Genomic DNA, 15,860 nt, shown 5'->3' with positions numbered 1-15,860 from the left:
TCTCTCTTTTTTAGCACAAGATGAAAATAATCTCACACTATTAGTGAAAATCAGCGATCTTTATCTTGAATTGGATGATTTAGATTCAGCTCAAGAATATCTAAATAAAGCCAGTGCCCTTGATCGTATAGCATGTCTTGGTCATCAAGGTTTGCTTCATTTAAATCAAGGACAATTTGCGCAAGCGAAAGAGTATTTTATTGAAGCATTAAATCATGAAGAAACACCTGCTCTGCGTTACAATTTAGGGTTCACCCATTTTATTGCTTCTGATTTAGAAAATGCCGCCCAAGTATTGTCGCCCCTAATTAAGGGAGAACATCATCCAGAGGCCAAGCTGCTCATGGCACGCATACTGCATGGACAAGGAGATTTAGAACAAGCGCGTGATTTAATCAATGATGTATTAGCCCATGATGCAGATGATTCAGAAGCATTAGGATTACTGGCCTTAGTGTATTTTGACCTGGATGAAATAGAGCGCGCCGCCCAAGCATCTGCTCGTGCTTTGGCATTAAATCCTGATAATTATGATGCACAATTAATTGATGCGCTGTCACGCTTAACTACGCAAGAAACAAGTGTAGAAGAACTAGAAAAATTACTGCAGCTCAATCCTGATGATTGCCGCCTTTGGTTTGCTTTAGGCAATGTTCACATGAGTCAGGGCGCTCTTGATTTAGCAGAGCACAGTTTAAGAAAAGCAATTGAAATTTACCCTGAATTCTATGATGCCTATATTGCCCTGGGATGGTGCCTATTACTGCTCGATAATGTAGATGATGCGTTAATTATTTATCAAGCTGCTGCAGGAATTGTTCCTGAATTAGCTGATTCTTGGGGTGGTTTGGCTTTAGTCGCGGCATTAAATGAAGACTTCTTAAACGCGGAGCGGTTAATACAAAAATCTAAAGACTTAAATTCAGATTGTTTCCTTGCTGAAATTGCCGAATCAATTTACTTTAATCATAAAAATCCGCTGAAAGCAAAAGAGCATTTAGTTAACGCCTTGAAAAATACTAAAGTGCCTGCCAGTGAAAAATTAGCGTTTATTATTGAAGATATGCAAGGTACAACACAGTTTCATTAACAAAAACAATTGTTGTTTGTTACCGCTCCCAGCTCAAAACGCCCTTCTCCCTGTGATGGCCATAAGCGTCAAGTTAAGGAAAAATCCGCTACCTACTTCCCGCGGCTTGTCTGCGGGAAGTAGGGGCTGGGTATTTTCAGGTGTAAAAGATAATAGTTCCTTAAGTAAATGCCATTCCCCTTACCCTGAAAAATGCTTTTCAAGCTTTATCTCTCCAATCAGCAGAACAATTAATGAAATCACAAGCCCTTAAAACGGAATTAAATCTATGTTAAAAACCTTTTAAATTGACATAATAAAACTCTATTTGTAAAATGAATGACATTATATTAATGACGAGTACAAAGGTTTTCTATGCAGCAACAATTGGGCACGCAAAATGACCGTTACCAAAAAAGAGGAGCTGAATTAGTCCAAATATTCACAGTAAGACCGACTAGTGTGACCTCTCTTGATTTGAGCTTCAAGCAACTTGGCAGAAAAACCAGAACTAAGTTAGCCCAGATATTCGCCGCAATACCAGCCAACGTGACCTCACTTAATTTAAGTAGCAATGACCTTTACAGAAAAACAGAAGCTGAGTTAATCCAGGCATTCACCGCAATACCAGCCAACGTAACCTCACTTAATTTAAGCCGCAATAGCCTTGATGAAAAAAAAGGAGTTAAAGTAGCCCAAGTATTCGCCGCAATACCGCCCAGTGTGAGCTCACTTGATTTAAGCAACAATCACCTCGGCCTCCAAACCGAAACTGAATTAACCCAGGCATTCGCCGCAATACCGCGCAGCGTGACCTCACTTGATTTAAGCCGCAATGACCTTGATAGAAAAACTGGAGCTGAGTTAGCCAAGGCATTCGCCGCAATACCAACCAGCGTGACCTCACTTAATTTAAGCCGCAATCACCTTGTGAGCAATGAGTTTCTTAGTATCCACCCCGGAGCTGAGTTAGCTCAGGCATTTGCCGCAATACCGGCCAGCGTGACCTCACTTGATTTAAGCCACAATCGTCTTGGCGACAAAACCGGAGCTGAGTTAGCCCAGGCGTTCGCCGCAATACCGCGCAGCGTGACCTCACTTAATTTAAGTAGCAATGACCTTGGCAGCAAAACCGGAGCTGAGTTAGCCCAAGCATTCGCCGCACTACCACCCAACCTGACCTCACTTAATTTAAGCAACAATAACCTTAGCCAAAAAACCGGAGCTGAGTTAGCCCAGACATTCGCCGCAATACCAACTGGCGTGACCTCACTTGATTTAAGCGGCAATTACCTTGGCAGCAAAACCGGAGCTGAGTTAGCCCAGGCATTCGCCGCAATACCACCCAATGTGACTTCACTTCATTTAAACTACAATTACCTTGGCGGTAAAACCGAAGCTGAGTTAGCCCAGGCATTCGCCGCACTACCACCTAGCGTAACTTCACTTAATTTGAGCGACAATTTCGTTCCAAATTTTTTCAGAAAATCAAACCAACTGAACATCTTTCCTCCTAGTATGCAAACCGTTTATTTGAGCGAGAAAGAGTATAAAGCAATGACTACAGATCAACATGCATCATTAGATAATAATAACGGCCCATTAAATAACTCTTCTGCGCCCATGAATATTAGCACGCAGGTTTTAGGTGGTTTTATTGCAGCCCTAGGGATTACCGCCATAGCCATTGCATTTACGGTGCTTAATGCTGCAACTTTGGGCACAGTAGGATTAGTAGTCGCCGGTTTAGGAGTAGCTTCTGTTCTTGCTGGAGTTGGGTTATTTGCTACGAGCACCTACAAAAATACGCCAACAACACCAAATGAAGCTTTAGGTGATTTTGCGAATTTTGATTATTAATTTGAGCTGTTCTCACTTAAGCATCAACGCATTTTTATTTCACAAAATTTAGACGTTCTCAAAGGACTGTTGCGAATGACACTTTATTATATCTTTTACGCCTGCCCTTCCAAACTCTGCATCCAGGGACCTGTTCGCGGGATGCAGAGTTTGGGGGCAATACCAGATAAAAAGCAGTAATCGCTACTTGCTAACCTCGCTCACCCAACCACCGCCTAAAGCTTTTATCAAACCCACCGCAGAGGTCATGAGTAAACCATCCACATTATTAGCAGCCTGCTCTGCGGCAAAAGCAGTAATTTGCGCCGTAAGCACACTGCTATAATTCACCGTTCCCGCTTTGTATTGATTAAGCACTAATTTAAGTGCTAAGCGAGCACTGGCGGCAGCTTTATTTTGTACTACACTTTGCTCACGTAAAATACGTAAGGAAATCAAATTATCCTCGACATCCTGAAAGGCAGTAAGAACTACTTGGCGGTATGCTGCAAGTTGCGCAACATAAGCATTTTTTGCGGCGCGTACTGTCGCGGCACGCAAACCACCATCAAAAATAGTTTCCGCCAATTGCAAACCAGCAGACCAACCTACGGAAGGTGTATGAATCAGTTTATGAAAACTATTACCTGAAGCGGTGGCGGAACCTGTTAAACTTAGTGATGGAAAATAAGCTGCCACCGCAACACCTATTAAGGCGCTGTATTGTTGCAATAAACGTTCCGACTGTGCAATGTCTGGTCTGCGCTCCAACCACACTGAAGGTACTGTTAACGGGATGGTTGGTGGCTTTGTTTGCAATGGCATAAACTTTAAGGATAAATACGCTGGTGGACGACCAATTAACACCGCAATTGCATGCTCATACTGACCACGTAAAATACCATTATTCAATGCCGACGCTTGTGCTGTTTCCAATTGACTTCGTGCTTGCACTACATCCGCTTGCGAAGCAACCCCTGATTTATATTGATTAATAGTTAATTGTAATATGCCTTTATATGACTTGACCGTATTATCTAAAAATCGTTGATTCTTATCCAAAGTGCGTAATTCAAAATAATATTGCGCTAAAGAGCCTTGGGCTGACAATCGCGTTACGCCAATTAAAGCGGCGTTGGATTCGGCTAAAGAACGATCTGCCTCCACCGTGCGACGAACCAAACCCCAAATATCAGGTTCCCAACTTGCATTTAGGATCCCGGTATAACTGGTTGATGTCCTTGCTGTTGATTGCGAACCCGTTGCTGCGGTACCAACTGAAGTTGAGCCCCCGGATGAGCTGATAAAGGATGTTGCACCACCACCCTGACGCTGACGAAGAAGACTAAATGTACTACTTATTGTCGGAAAAAAACTGGCACGAGCTTCATCAACGATGGCAAGGGATTGATGATAAGTTGCTTGTGCGTTAGCGATGTTTTGATTGTAATGATTCAACTGCTCCTCTAAATCATTTAAAACCGGATCCTTAAATATTTTCCACCACTCACCACGATCCAGGTCATCTTGGGGCTTTATAGGCTTCCAGTTTTTATTTTTAGGTCCTGCCACCATTTTGCCCTTAGCCTCTTTAAATTCAGGCGAACCGACTACCTTTGGGCGTACATAATTAGGGCCGACCAGACAGGATGAAAGCAAACAGGTTATTAGAGGTACTATTGACCATCTAAGTAATCGATTAGGATGAGTGACCATAGGCACCTCGTGTAGATTTAATTTGCGCCATGAATCGGCGTAAACGTATGCTTGCTGTATCCAATGCTAAATAAATCACGGGCGTGGTATACAGAGTAAGTAATTGACTAAGGATTAAACCACCAACAATAGCAATACCCAATGGACGTCTTAATTCAGAGCCGACCCCAAAACCAATCACTAAGGGCAAAGCACCTAACAAAGCAGCCATAGTCGTCATCATAATTGGACGAAAACGTAATAAGGCAGCTTCATAAATTGCCTCTCGCGGCGATTTATTTTCTTGGCGTTCAGCATCCAAGGCAAAATCAATCATCATAATTGCATTCTTTTTCACAATACCAATCAACAAAATAATGCCAATAAACGCAATAATACTCAGATCCGTACGACATAATATTAAAGCCAATAAAGCACCAACGCCGGCCGATGGCAACGTAGATAAAATAGTAAGGGGATGAATCAAGCTTTCATACAGCATACCCAACACAATATATACTGCCAATAATGCTGCCATAATCAAATATTTTTCATTAGCAAAAGATTCTTGAAATGCTTGCGCGGTGCCTTGAAATGCCCCACGCATGGTGGGTGGCAATCCCATGTTACTGATCATATCGGTAATCGTATTTACCACTCCTCCAAGCGAGGTTCCTGGAGCTAAATTAAATGAAAAAGTAGCTGCCGGTGTTTGGCTTTGATGATTGACCGACAATAAGGTAGAACCGGGTTTAAAGCTGGCAAATGCAGATAGTGGAACCTCATTTCCTGCTGCCGACAACACATAAATCTCATCCAATACCTTAGGATATTGCCAATATTTTTGCGCCACATTCATCACCACAAAATATTGGTTCATCGGCATATACATCACTGAAATCTGACTTTGCCCAAAAGCATGATAGAGTACTTGATCGATTTGCGCTGGGGTAATACCAAAACGCGAAGCAGTGTCATGATCCACATTCACAAAAAGCTGCAAACCGTGATTGAGCTGGTCATTATTCAAATCAGAAATACCCGGAATCTTAGCCAATTGTTCCATAATACGTGGGGTCCAGTTTGCAAGATCTTGCAAACTGTCAGAGGACATGGTGTACTGAAATTGTGCCGCGCTTATTCTACCCCCAATGGTTAAATCCTGCGCGGATTGCATGTACAAAGTAGCCCCCTTGATTGCCGTTAATTTACTGCGTAAACGTGCTAAGACCTGCTCCGTAGGAATATTTTGATGCTTAGGAACTTTGAGCATAATAAATACAGACCCTGTATTCGAGGTATTACCACCTGGACCAGTACCAATAAAAGCGGCAATATTCGCTACGGCAGGATCTTGTTTAATAATGGAAACACATTGGATCAATTTTTCCTTCATCGCTTGGAATGAAATATTTTGATCCGCCCGTAAAGAGCCAGCAATACGGTCTGTTTTTTGTTGGGGGAAAAATCCTTTAGGGATCGCGACAAATAGATAAATGGTAAGAAAAATAGCACCAACAGTAAGCACTAACATCATTGTTGGATGCACTAAAGCCCAACGCAAACCTTTGCTATAGCGCAATTTAACACGCTCCATAAAATTCATAAAATGATTCGTTTGTTCCCCTTCATTTCCACGCAATAATCGCGAGCACATCATGGGTGTTAAGGTTAAAGAAATCACTAATGAAATAAGAATAGCGACTGAAAGCGTGACCACAAATTCACGAAATAAGCGCCCGACAATACCCGTCATCAGCAAAATAGGAATAAAAACGGCAATTAAAGATATACTCATAGATAATACGGTAAAGCCAATTTCTTTAGAACCATCATAAGCCGCTTGCAGTGGCTTTTTACCCAGAGCAATATGACGTGAAATATTTTCCAAAACCACTACAGCATCATCAACTACAAAGCCAGTTGAAATAGTTAAAGCCATCAATGATAAATTATCCAAACTGTAATTTAATAATTTCATTACCGCAAAGGTACCTAACAACGATAAGGGGACGGCAATCCCAGGAATCAACATAGCACGCACACTGCCGAGAAAAAGATAGGTTACAAAAATTACCAAGAACATGGCGATTAATAAGGTTAACTCCACATCATGCAAGGAGGTCCGAATTGTGGTGGTGCGATCCATTAAAATATTTAAGTTAATCTCACTAGGAATCGAAGCTTCCAATTGCGGCAATATTTTTTTCACATAATCCACCGTCTTAATTACGTTTGCCCCAGGTTGCTTGAATAAAACCAGCAGAACAGCCGGTTTTCCATTTGCGAGTCCCGCATTATGTACATCGGCCACCGAGTCGATTACATTGGCTATATCAGAAAGCCGCACCGGATTATTATTATTATAAGAAATAATAAGCGGCGCATAGTGCGCGGCTTTGAGCATTTGATCATTACTTTTAATTGTTGACAACGTGCCATCGTTATTAACAACTTGTCCCTTGGCTTGATTCACATTTGCTGCGGCAATGGTTGTTGCCAGCTGATTTAGTCCTATTCCATATTTATTGAGTGTTGTTGGATTAATTTCCACGCGCACAGCCGGCAATGAACCACCGCCTACGTTTACTTGCCCAACTCCTTCAATACGTAGGATTTTTTGCTGGAGTATTGTCGATGCGACATCGTACATTTTCCCGGGGGTATACTTATCAGAAGTCAGGCCAATAATCATGATTGGTGCATCGGCTGGATTAACTTTGCGATAAGTAGGATTATTCGTCAAATTCGTGGGTAATTGGCTCAACGCCGCATTGATGGCTGCCTGTACATCCCGAGCAGCACCATCAATATCACGTGATAAATCAAATTGAATCGTAATACTTGATTGCCCCAACGTACTGGATGAGGTAATTTGCGTAATGCCAGCAATACGACCTAACTGGCGTTCCAAAGGAGTTGCTACAGAAGTTGCCATAACCTCGGGACTGCCACCAGGCAAAGAAGCTTGAACGGTAATGGTTGGGAAATCAATTTGTGGCAATGGTGCCACAGGTAATAAATTAAAAGCGAGAATACCAGCAAAGCTTAGACCTAAAGCCAATAAAATTGTTGCTATTGGTTTGCGAATAAACAATGCAGATAGATTCACGTTTCAACCTCTTGCGAGCCGTGATTCTTCCGACCATACTCCATCACCCGTCGTGAAATACGATCAAAAGTCAGGTAAATAACGGGCGTGGTATAGAGCGTCACTAATTGACTAACAATCAAACCACCAATAATGGCAATACCCAATGGGCGCCGCAATTCCCCACCCATGCCGCTACTTAAAGCCAAGGGTATAGCGCCTAACATCGAAGCCATAGTCGTCATGAGAATTGGACGAAAACGCAGTAAGGCCGCCTCATAAATTGCATCGAAAGGATTTTTTTTATATTCGCGCTCCTGTTCCAAAGCAAAGTCGATCATCATAATGGCATTTTTCAACACAATACCAATCAACAAAATAATCGCAATCAAGGCAATAATACTGAGTTCATTATTCGTCAAATATAAAGCCAATAATGCCCCCATAGAAGCAGAAGGCAAAGTAGAGAGAATAGTTAACGGATGAATATAACTTTCATAGAGCACCCTAAAATAATATAAACCACCACAATTGCCGCAACAACTAACCAACCTTCATTCGCCAGTGCGTTTTCAAAACTTTTTGCGGTCCCTTGAAATCCCGCCTCGACATTAATCGGCATGTTAAGGCTTTTTTTTGCTGCATTAACTTCAGTGATGGCATCCCCTAAAGAAGCATTTGCGGCAAGATTAAAAGAAAGGGTTGCCGCTGGAAACTGATCCTTATGTGCAATCACTAACGGCCCTAAGGTTTGCGAAAGATTGGCAAAAGTTTTGAAAGGCACGGAGCCACTGCTAGTAACCAGAGTTGCGGAACCGGGGCTTTGTGAATTAGTAACTGTTGAATTAATATATAAATTTTCAAAGGCAACTGCTGCTTTTTGCAATAAAGGTACGACTTCAAGTACTACTCGATACTGATTACGTTGAGTAAACATAATCGATATTTGCCGCTGACCAAAGGAATCATATAAGGTATCGTCAATCATTTGCATGGTAATACCCAGCCTGGAAGCTGTATCGCGATCGATATTAATGGTGGTCACTAAACCCTTATTTTGTTGATCACTATTCACGTCCTTCAAAATAGGAATTTTCCGCATTTTCTCTAACATTAACTGCGACCATTTTGTTACATCAGCACTATCTGGAGCACTCACGCTGTATTGGAATTGTGTACGACTAGTTAACGTATCAATCGTTAAATCCTGTACTGGCTGCATATACAGCGTTGCACCAACAACTTTTTTAAGTTTGGATTGCAAACGATTAATCACTTCACTGGCATCAAGACGCTCATCTAATGGTTTTAAATTAATAAGGATACGCCCGCTGTTTAATGTTGCATTGGTACCATCTATACCAATAAATGATGAAAGATTTTCAACGGCAGGATCGGTAAGCACAACATCAGCCAAAGCTTGCTGACGCTCAGCCATAGCGGGAAAAGAAAGAGAATCTGCCGCAACAGAAATTCCTTGAATTACGCCGGTATCCTGGATGGGAAAAAATCCTTTAGGAATGAGGTACAACAAAATTGCCGTGATCAATACCGTAATGAAAAAAACCAATAAAATAAACGGTTGACGTGCAAGTACCCAGCCTAAGGAACCTTTATAACGTTCAATCACATAATTTAAATTATTCTCTAGAAACTGTTCAAACTTATTCGTTTTCCGTTCGCTTTCAGGTTTTAATATTCGTGAACACAACATGGGAGTTAAGGTTAGAGAGACAAAAGCTGAGATTGCAATAGTTATAGTTAAGGTCAATGCAAACTCACGAAATAATCGCCCAACGACATCCCCCATAAACAATAAAGGAATTAATACCGCAACCAATGAAATCGACAAGGAAATAATGGTAAAGCCAATTTGGGCAGCTCCTTTATGTGCAGCGTCTAATGGTGCTTCACCCAGTTCGATATAACGCATGATGTTTTCAATCATAACAATCGCATCATCAACCACAAAGCCGGCAGCAATGGTTAAACCCATTAGCGTCAGGTTATTCAGACTAAATCCAAGCAAGTACATTAAACCTAAAGTGCCCACGAGCGCCAACGGAACCGATATGCTGGGAATAATTGTTGCCGGTAATTTTCGTAAAAACAGAAAAATCACCATAACGACCAAGGCTACAGAAAGGAGCAATTCAAGTTGCACATTTTCTACTGAGGCACGAATACTGGTGGTACGGTCGGTAAGCACTTCCACATTTATTTGAGCAGGAATAGCTGCCCTCATTTGCGCCAATAAACGTTTAACACGCTCGGCAACTTCAATAACATTGGCACCAGGCTGACGTTGAATATTAAGAATAATTGCCGGCTCTTTATCCATCCATGCAGCTTGCATGGTATTTTCTGCCCCATCAATCACTTGAGCGACATCAGATAAACGCACCGGAGCACTATTTTGATAGGCCACAATTAAGGGACGATAAGCGGATGCAGATAAAAGCTGGTCATTTGCATTAATCGTGTAGGCTAAGCGTGGACCATCAAAATTTCCTTTAGCCGCATTCACGTTGGAAGCAACAACCAGAGTGCGCACATCCTCCATTGTTAAACCATAAGAAGATAATGCGTTTGGATTGGCTTGAATACGAACAGCCGGGCGCTGTCCGCCACCAATACTAACCAAACCAACGCCGGTTAACTGGGAGATTTTAGGTACCAAGCGCGTTTCTGCATAGTCTTCTACTTTGGTCAAAGGCATGTTTTTTGATGTTAAAGCCAAAGTAATAATGGGGGTATCTGCTGGATTTACTTTACTGTAAACAGGAGGATTAGGCAGATCTTTAGGCAGATAACTACTGCCTGCATTAATGGATTGTTGTACTTCTTGTTCAGCAACATCTAACCCCACCTCCAGATTAAATTGCAACGTAATAATAGAGGAACCGTTAGAACTATTTGAAGTCATTTGCTCCAAGCCTGGCATTTGTCCAAATTGCCGTTCCAGTGGCGCAGTTACCGTAGTACTCATTACATCGGGACTGGCGCCTGGATAAAAAGTTGAAACCTGGATTGTAGGGTATTCTACATCGGGTAAAGCAGAAACAGGTAATAATTTATAAGAAAGCACTCCACTGAGGAAAATGGCAAACATTAATAATGAAGTTGCAATTGCTCTTGCTATAAATGGGCCGGAAATACTCATGTGACACTATGCACCTTGCCATCATGATTCATTGTGCTGCGAAGAGCATACTGGGAAACGTGGGCTTTTTTAATAGTATATGAAGCTTGTACCACAACCCTTGAGCCATTCATTAATTTATCAGCACCATCAACAATTACGTGTTGGCCGGGCGCTAAACCACTTGTAATCACGGTATCATCTCCACTGGCAGGTCCCATGATAATTTTTTTGGCGGTTACGGTATTATCCGCATTGAAGACATAAACAAAATCCTCCGTTGTGGTATGTTGCACTGCTGAAGAAGGAACTAGAGTGGCATTGTGCAACGTATTTACCAGAATTTTTATATTCACGAACTGGTTAGGAAATAATTTATTTTCTTTATTATCAAATACAGCCCTTAGTTTTACAGTACCAGTGGTTGGATCAATTTGATTACCCGATGCCAGCAGTTTCCCTGTTGCCAGTAATTTTGTTTGCTGACGATCATAAGCTTTTACTACCAATGCTTTATTGGCATATGCTTGAGGAATAATTTGCGGAACATAATCTTCTGCAATGGGAAAAATTACCGTCATCGGATCATTGGTTGTAACAACCGCGATACCCCCAGTATTCGTAGTTTGTACGAAGTTGCCTGGATCAACTAAGCGCAAGCCTATGCGTCCATCAATAGGTGAGATGATATTACAATAAATCAGATTGACTTTGGTACTCTGAATTAAACCTAAATCTGTTTCGACATTACCCTCATACTGTTTTACTAATGCTTGTTGCGTTGCTAGAACTTGTTGTGAAACAGAATCTTCTTTCCATAATTTTTGATAACGCTTAAGGTCAATTCTAGCATTTTCTAAAAGAGCGGTATCACGCTTTAAATCCCCCTCATACTGAATTAACAAAGCCTGATAAGGACGCTCATCGATTTGCGCCAATAACTGACCTTTTTTAACCAACTCGCCCTCTTTAAACAAGACCTTCATTAAGAGGCCATTAATTTGCGATTGAATCGTAACCGTATAAACAGGAGTAACAGTCCCTAAAGCAGGAAGATAAACAGGAACATCACGTGCGGTAGAAATTGCCGTGACAACAGGAAGAGCTTTTACACCATTAATTTTTGGTTTTTTGTTGGCAAAATAAAACCACAGCAAACCAATTAATACCACAATAAGAATGGACAATCCCCAAAAATTCTCTGAGGGAAAATGTTTTTTCCAATGATGAGGAATCACCAATTTTTTTTTATTTTCTTTAGGTGATGTAGCTCCTTGCATAAATACGACAATCCTTGCCCAAAATTAATGGGATTCATAATAACGTGCATTTAATTCATTCGTAAAGGATTTTTATGAGCTAAGTGCTGACTGGACTTGGTTTTTTCAGTATTATTCGATTACACAACCGAGGCAAAGCTGTAAAGCTAAAAGAAAAAGGGCTTTTGTATACTCCAAAACTGTCCGGGCTGAGAGAAGGCATTTATACCATCTCGAAGTCTTGCGCCAAGACTGGCAAGGCTTCGAGATAATGCTAACGCACTTCCTCAGCCCGAACGGATCGAGGAAGAGAATTTTGCACTTAATTTAAATCAGGCTAATTTTGCATGGACTTCTGGTCTAATTTTTTGCCATTGCCTTAACGGAGAACACTCTGGATTTGTCATTTTATCAACGGGAAGATAAAAAGTCTGTTCCAGCAAATGCTGACCACTAAGTGCTGCATGCGACACATGATCAGTAAAAACAATCCAGCTGCTTTGTGCAGGAAAATCAACTTGTATTTTTTTAACTTGCGATTGGTAGACATCATCCAATTTCATCGTATCATGCAAATGCAACATATAATGATCATAAGCCGAACGTAATGTTTTCGTAGTTTTAACTAATTTCAATACTCTTGCCTTGAATTTACTATAGGGCGCAATGTGCGGCGCAAAACGCTCAAGAACATGGGGGAATGGTTCGCCAAGATTCCATACACGTGGCTCATTGTACGGATTGATATTACAAAAAACACGTAAAATTCTTAATCCATGCACAGGGCTTGCTGAAAATGAATCAACATGCAAACGCGTATCGTCTTTACGTTTTGAACTAGCGCGGCCACTAACCTGCGCTGGTCTAAAACTGGTACGCCCCCATTGTAAGTGCGGTATATAAGACGGTAAAGTAGCCCGAATTAATTGATAGGCAAAATCAGCATAACCTGCCATCATTTGCGCCAGTTTACTGTCCAAGCCATCAATACCTTTTCTATAAGCGCTCAAGGTCTTGCGTTGCGAATCATAACTAATATTTTTACGACTACCATCTAAAATGGTTTCAGACATCAAAGCCGAATCTACATCAGAAAAATAATATTCGGGAAAAAATAAGACCGAACCTTCTTCAAGAAGGTTAACACTGTCTTGTTGATTGATTTGATCTATATTTTGCGTCAATAAATAAGTATTCATTTTTTCTTTACCAATCGATTCGAATTAAGTGGTTTTATTAAAAATGAATTGTGCATGGATTGATAAAATTCTGCCAGCATTTTTTTACAAATCATAGGGTATTACAAATAGACATGAATTAATTAATAGTGTAAATAGCGTTAAACCCTAAAAATTTAAGGCCAGATCGCATATAATCGGAAAACTTCTTATTTTTATTTGCTCGAGATCATCCTATGTCACTTTGTCCTTGTAGATCAGCAAATACTTATGAAAATTGCTGCGGCCCATACATAAAACAACAGCAACAACCGCAAACACCAGAACAATTGATGCGCTCAAGATACACTGCCTATAGCTTAGGTAAAATTGATCACATTAAACACACGATGAAAGGCGATGCATTAATTGGTTTTAATGTTATGGCAGCAGAACAATGGGCTAAACAAGTTACCTGGCTGGGATTAGAAATCCTACAAGCCGAGCCCACCACTACTCATGTTGGTTTTGTAGAATTTATTGCGCGCTTTCTTGAACACGGCCAAGTAAAAACCATTCATGAACTCAGTGAATTCCATAGAGAGCATGATTTTTGGTTCTACGTTAGTGGAGTAAATAAACTGCAACCTCTTAAAATCAAAAACCCGCAAGTTGCACGCAATGCTCTCTGCCCTTGCGGCAGTGGTAAGAAATTTAAAAACTGCCATGCCCCTTAATAATAGATTACTCTAGGCGTAATATTATGACTGATAACCTTTTACTCAATATATTTACTTTTCTTGCTGCAGCCAGCATCATGGTGCCGATTGCCAGCCGTTTTAAATTAGGTTCTGTATTAGGCTACCTTACTGTAGGTATACTCATCGGGCCTTTTGGCTTAAAACTCATTGGTAATTCCCAACAAATCATGCATTTTGCAGAATTTGGCGTCATCATGATGTTGTTTCTCATCGGTCTGGAACTTGAACCAGCCATGCTCTGGAAACTTAGAAAACTTATTGTAGGATTAGGTAGCTTACAAGTGATTATAACGACCAGTATTCTGATCGCAATCGGGCTCACGCTCGGTTATGAATGGCGCTCCACAGTGGCGGTGAGTATGGCTCTGGCTCTTTCATCCACCGCCTTAGTATTACAAATGCTGCAAGAAAAAAACCTGCTTAAAACCGCTGAGGGTGAAGCTTCTTTTGCGGTCTTATTATTTCAAGATATTGCCGTAATCCCTATTTTAATTATTATCCCATTACTGCAATTAAATGGAAACATTCAAATTAATATGCACCATGAGAGCGCATTTATTATCCAACTTCCAAAATGGGCACACGCCCTTTTAGTTGCAGGGGCCATAGGCTCAATTATTTTCGTTGGCCATTACTTATCCCGCTATTTATTTTTCATCATAGCCCGCACCAATTTACGCGAAGTGTTTACGGCTTTTTCGTTAGCCTTAGTCGTAGGAATCACCTTATTAATGGAATTCATTGGTGTATCACCTGCTTTAGGTGCTTTTATTTCGGGGGTGGTTTTAGCAAATTCTCAATATAAACATGCTGTTGAAGCAGATATTCAACCATTTAAAGGATTATTGCTTGGCTTATTTTTTATCTCCGTTGGTATGGGCATGGATTTCTCACTCTTTTCAGAACACACCCTGATGATTCTTGCTGCAGTAGTAGCGTTAATTGCTATTAAAGCAACAATTCTGATTGTATTGGGCCGTTTCTTTGACTTAACGAACTTTCAAACCGTAGGCTTTGCTTTTGCCTTATCACAAGGCAGTGAGTTTGCCTTCGTACTCTTCCAATATGCCTTCAGCACAAAAGTAATCAATGAAACCATTATGGGGTTCTTTACCTTAGTAGTCGCACTTTCCATGCTGGCAACCCCATTCTTAATGTTGCTGTATTATCGTTTCATCCTACCACGTTTTCTCAGTCTGCTGCCTGAAAAAGAATACGATTCAATTAATGAAAAAAATGACATTATTCTTGCAGGCTACGGACGTTTTGGCCAAATTATCGGACGTTTACTTAATGGTGAAAAAATAAAAATTACCGTATTAGAAAATAATGCAGAACAAATAGAGTTAATCCGCAAATTTGGCTACATCGGTTATTTTGGCGATGCCAGTCGCTTAGATGTGTTAAAAAGTGCAGGAGCTCAATATGCAAAACTCATCATAGTTACTGTTGGTAATCCGGATGTCAATTTAAGAATTGTTGAGTTAGTCAAACAAGAGTTCCCGCATTTAAAAATATATGCACGAGCCCGTAATCGCCGCCACGCTTATGAGTTACATAAATTAGGTGTTGATTATTTTATTAGAGAAGTATTTGATTCCTCATTAACGATGACCAAAAAAGTGATGAAATTTTTAGGTTATAAGCATGAAGATATTGAAAAAAAGGCGCTCGCATTTAGAAAGCATGATGAGGCAACGTTGCTGCAATCTTTTGAGTTCTTTGAAAAAGAAAGTGATTTAATCAATTTTTCACGTCAGGCAAAAGGTGAATTAGAACGCATCCTTCATTCAAATTAATCCGTCAGGGCAAACGTGGGAGAGCAACCAGCTCCCTCGTAACCTTCT

General features: G+C 40.8%; 10 protein-coding genes. 4 read left to right on the top strand and 6 right to left on the bottom strand.

What is annotated here, in order from left to right:
- Positions 1-1,090 (top strand): tetratricopeptide repeat protein (locus LDG_RS11610; RefSeq protein ID WP_040535607.1); only part of this gene is annotated, 1,090 nt, incomplete at its 5' end.
- 354 nt (positions 1,091-1,444) lie between these two features.
- The gene (locus LDG_RS20630) at positions 1,445-2,929 is read left to right on the top strand and encodes a leucine-rich repeat domain-containing protein (protein ID WP_006871571.1); all 1,485 of its coding nucleotides are present in this window, start codon (positions 1,445-1,447) and stop codon (positions 2,927-2,929) included.
- A gap of 183 nt (positions 2,930-3,112) precedes the next feature.
- Here the strand turns inward: LDG_RS20630 and LDG_RS11600 are convergent, their stop codons facing one another.
- The 6 genes from LDG_RS11600 to LDG_RS11580 all read right to left on the bottom strand — a co-directional run bounded on the left by LDG_RS11600 (position 3,113) and on the right by LDG_RS11580 (position 13,294).
- Positions 3,113-4,624 (bottom strand): efflux transporter outer membrane subunit, encoded by a 1,512-nt coding sequence (locus LDG_RS11600; RefSeq protein ID WP_040535604.1) that lies wholly within the window; start codon positions 4,622-4,624, stop codon positions 3,113-3,115.
- On the bottom strand, positions 4,608-7,715 hold the full coding sequence (locus tag LDG_RS11595) for an efflux RND transporter permease subunit (protein ID WP_040535601.1): 3,108 nt from the start codon (positions 7,713-7,715) through the stop codon (positions 4,608-4,610). Before LDG_RS11595 ends, LDG_RS11600 begins: the two co-directional genes overlap by 17 nt.
- The gene (locus LDG_RS20625) at positions 7,712-8,200 is read right to left on the bottom strand and encodes an efflux RND transporter permease subunit (RefSeq protein ID WP_324602964.1); all 489 of its coding nucleotides are present in this window, start codon (positions 8,198-8,200) and stop codon (positions 7,712-7,714) included. The genes LDG_RS11595 and LDG_RS20625 overlap by 4 nt, the downstream gene beginning before the upstream one ends.
- Entirely contained in the window at positions 8,170-10,857 is a 2,688-nt protein-coding gene (locus LDG_RS11590) for an efflux RND transporter permease subunit (protein WP_006871567.1), read from the bottom strand. The genes LDG_RS20625 and LDG_RS11590 overlap by 31 nt, the downstream gene beginning before the upstream one ends.
- The gene (locus tag LDG_RS11585) at positions 10,854-12,116 is read right to left on the bottom strand and encodes an efflux RND transporter periplasmic adaptor subunit (RefSeq protein WP_006871566.1); all 1,263 of its coding nucleotides are present in this window, start codon (positions 12,114-12,116) and stop codon (positions 10,854-10,856) included. Before LDG_RS11585 ends, LDG_RS11590 begins: the two co-directional genes overlap by 4 nt.
- Positions 12,117-12,427: 311 nt before the next feature.
- Positions 12,428-13,294: a Kdo hydroxylase family protein gene (locus LDG_RS11580; protein WP_006871565.1), complete on the bottom strand. Its 867-nt coding sequence runs from the start codon at positions 13,292-13,294 to the stop codon at positions 12,428-12,430.
- A gap of 215 nt (positions 13,295-13,509) precedes the next feature.
- Here LDG_RS11580 and LDG_RS11575 point away from each other — a divergent pair, with 215 nt between their 5' ends.
- Positions 13,510-13,989, top strand: a complete 480-nt coding sequence (locus tag LDG_RS11575) for a YchJ family protein (RefSeq protein ID WP_006871564.1) — start codon at positions 13,510-13,512, stop codon at positions 13,987-13,989.
- Between the two features lie 26 nt (positions 13,990-14,015).
- The gene (locus LDG_RS11570) at positions 14,016-15,812 is read left to right on the top strand and encodes a monovalent cation:proton antiporter-2 (CPA2) family protein (protein ID WP_006871563.1); all 1,797 of its coding nucleotides are present in this window, start codon (positions 14,016-14,018) and stop codon (positions 15,810-15,812) included.
- Positions 15,813-15,860 lie beyond the last annotated feature (48 nt).

This window comes from Legionella drancourtii LLAP12 (assembly GCF_000162755.2).
GTDB classification, from domain to species: domain Bacteria; phylum Pseudomonadota; class Gammaproteobacteria; order Legionellales; family Legionellaceae; genus Legionella; species Legionella drancourtii.
This window is presented reverse-complemented; position numbering and strand designations above follow the sequence as displayed.

What these genes read in the sequence shown, in the direction of transcription:
- LDG_RS20630 (WP_006871571.1), top strand. Translation starts at nt 1,445, where the DNA reads ATGCAGCAACAATTGGGCACGCAAAATGACCGTTACCAAAAAAGAGGA.
- LDG_RS11600 (WP_040535604.1), bottom strand. Translation starts at nt 4,624, where the DNA reads ATGGTCACTCATCCTAATCGATTACTTAGATGGTCAATAGTACCTCTA.
- LDG_RS11590 (WP_006871567.1), bottom strand. Translation starts at nt 10,857, where the DNA reads ATGAGTATTTCCGGCCCATTTATAGCAAGAGCAATTGCAACTTCATTA.
- LDG_RS11585 (WP_006871566.1), bottom strand. Translation starts at nt 12,116, where the DNA reads ATGCAAGGAGCTACATCACCTAAAGAAAATAAAAAAAAATTGGTGATT.
- LDG_RS11580 (WP_006871565.1), bottom strand. Translation starts at nt 13,294, where the DNA reads ATGAATACTTATTTATTGACGCAAAATATAGATCAAATCAATCAACAA.
- LDG_RS11575 (WP_006871564.1), top strand. Translation starts at nt 13,510, where the DNA reads ATGTCACTTTGTCCTTGTAGATCAGCAAATACTTATGAAAATTGCTGC.
- LDG_RS11570 (WP_006871563.1), top strand. Translation starts at nt 14,016, where the DNA reads ATGACTGATAACCTTTTACTCAATATATTTACTTTTCTTGCTGCAGCC.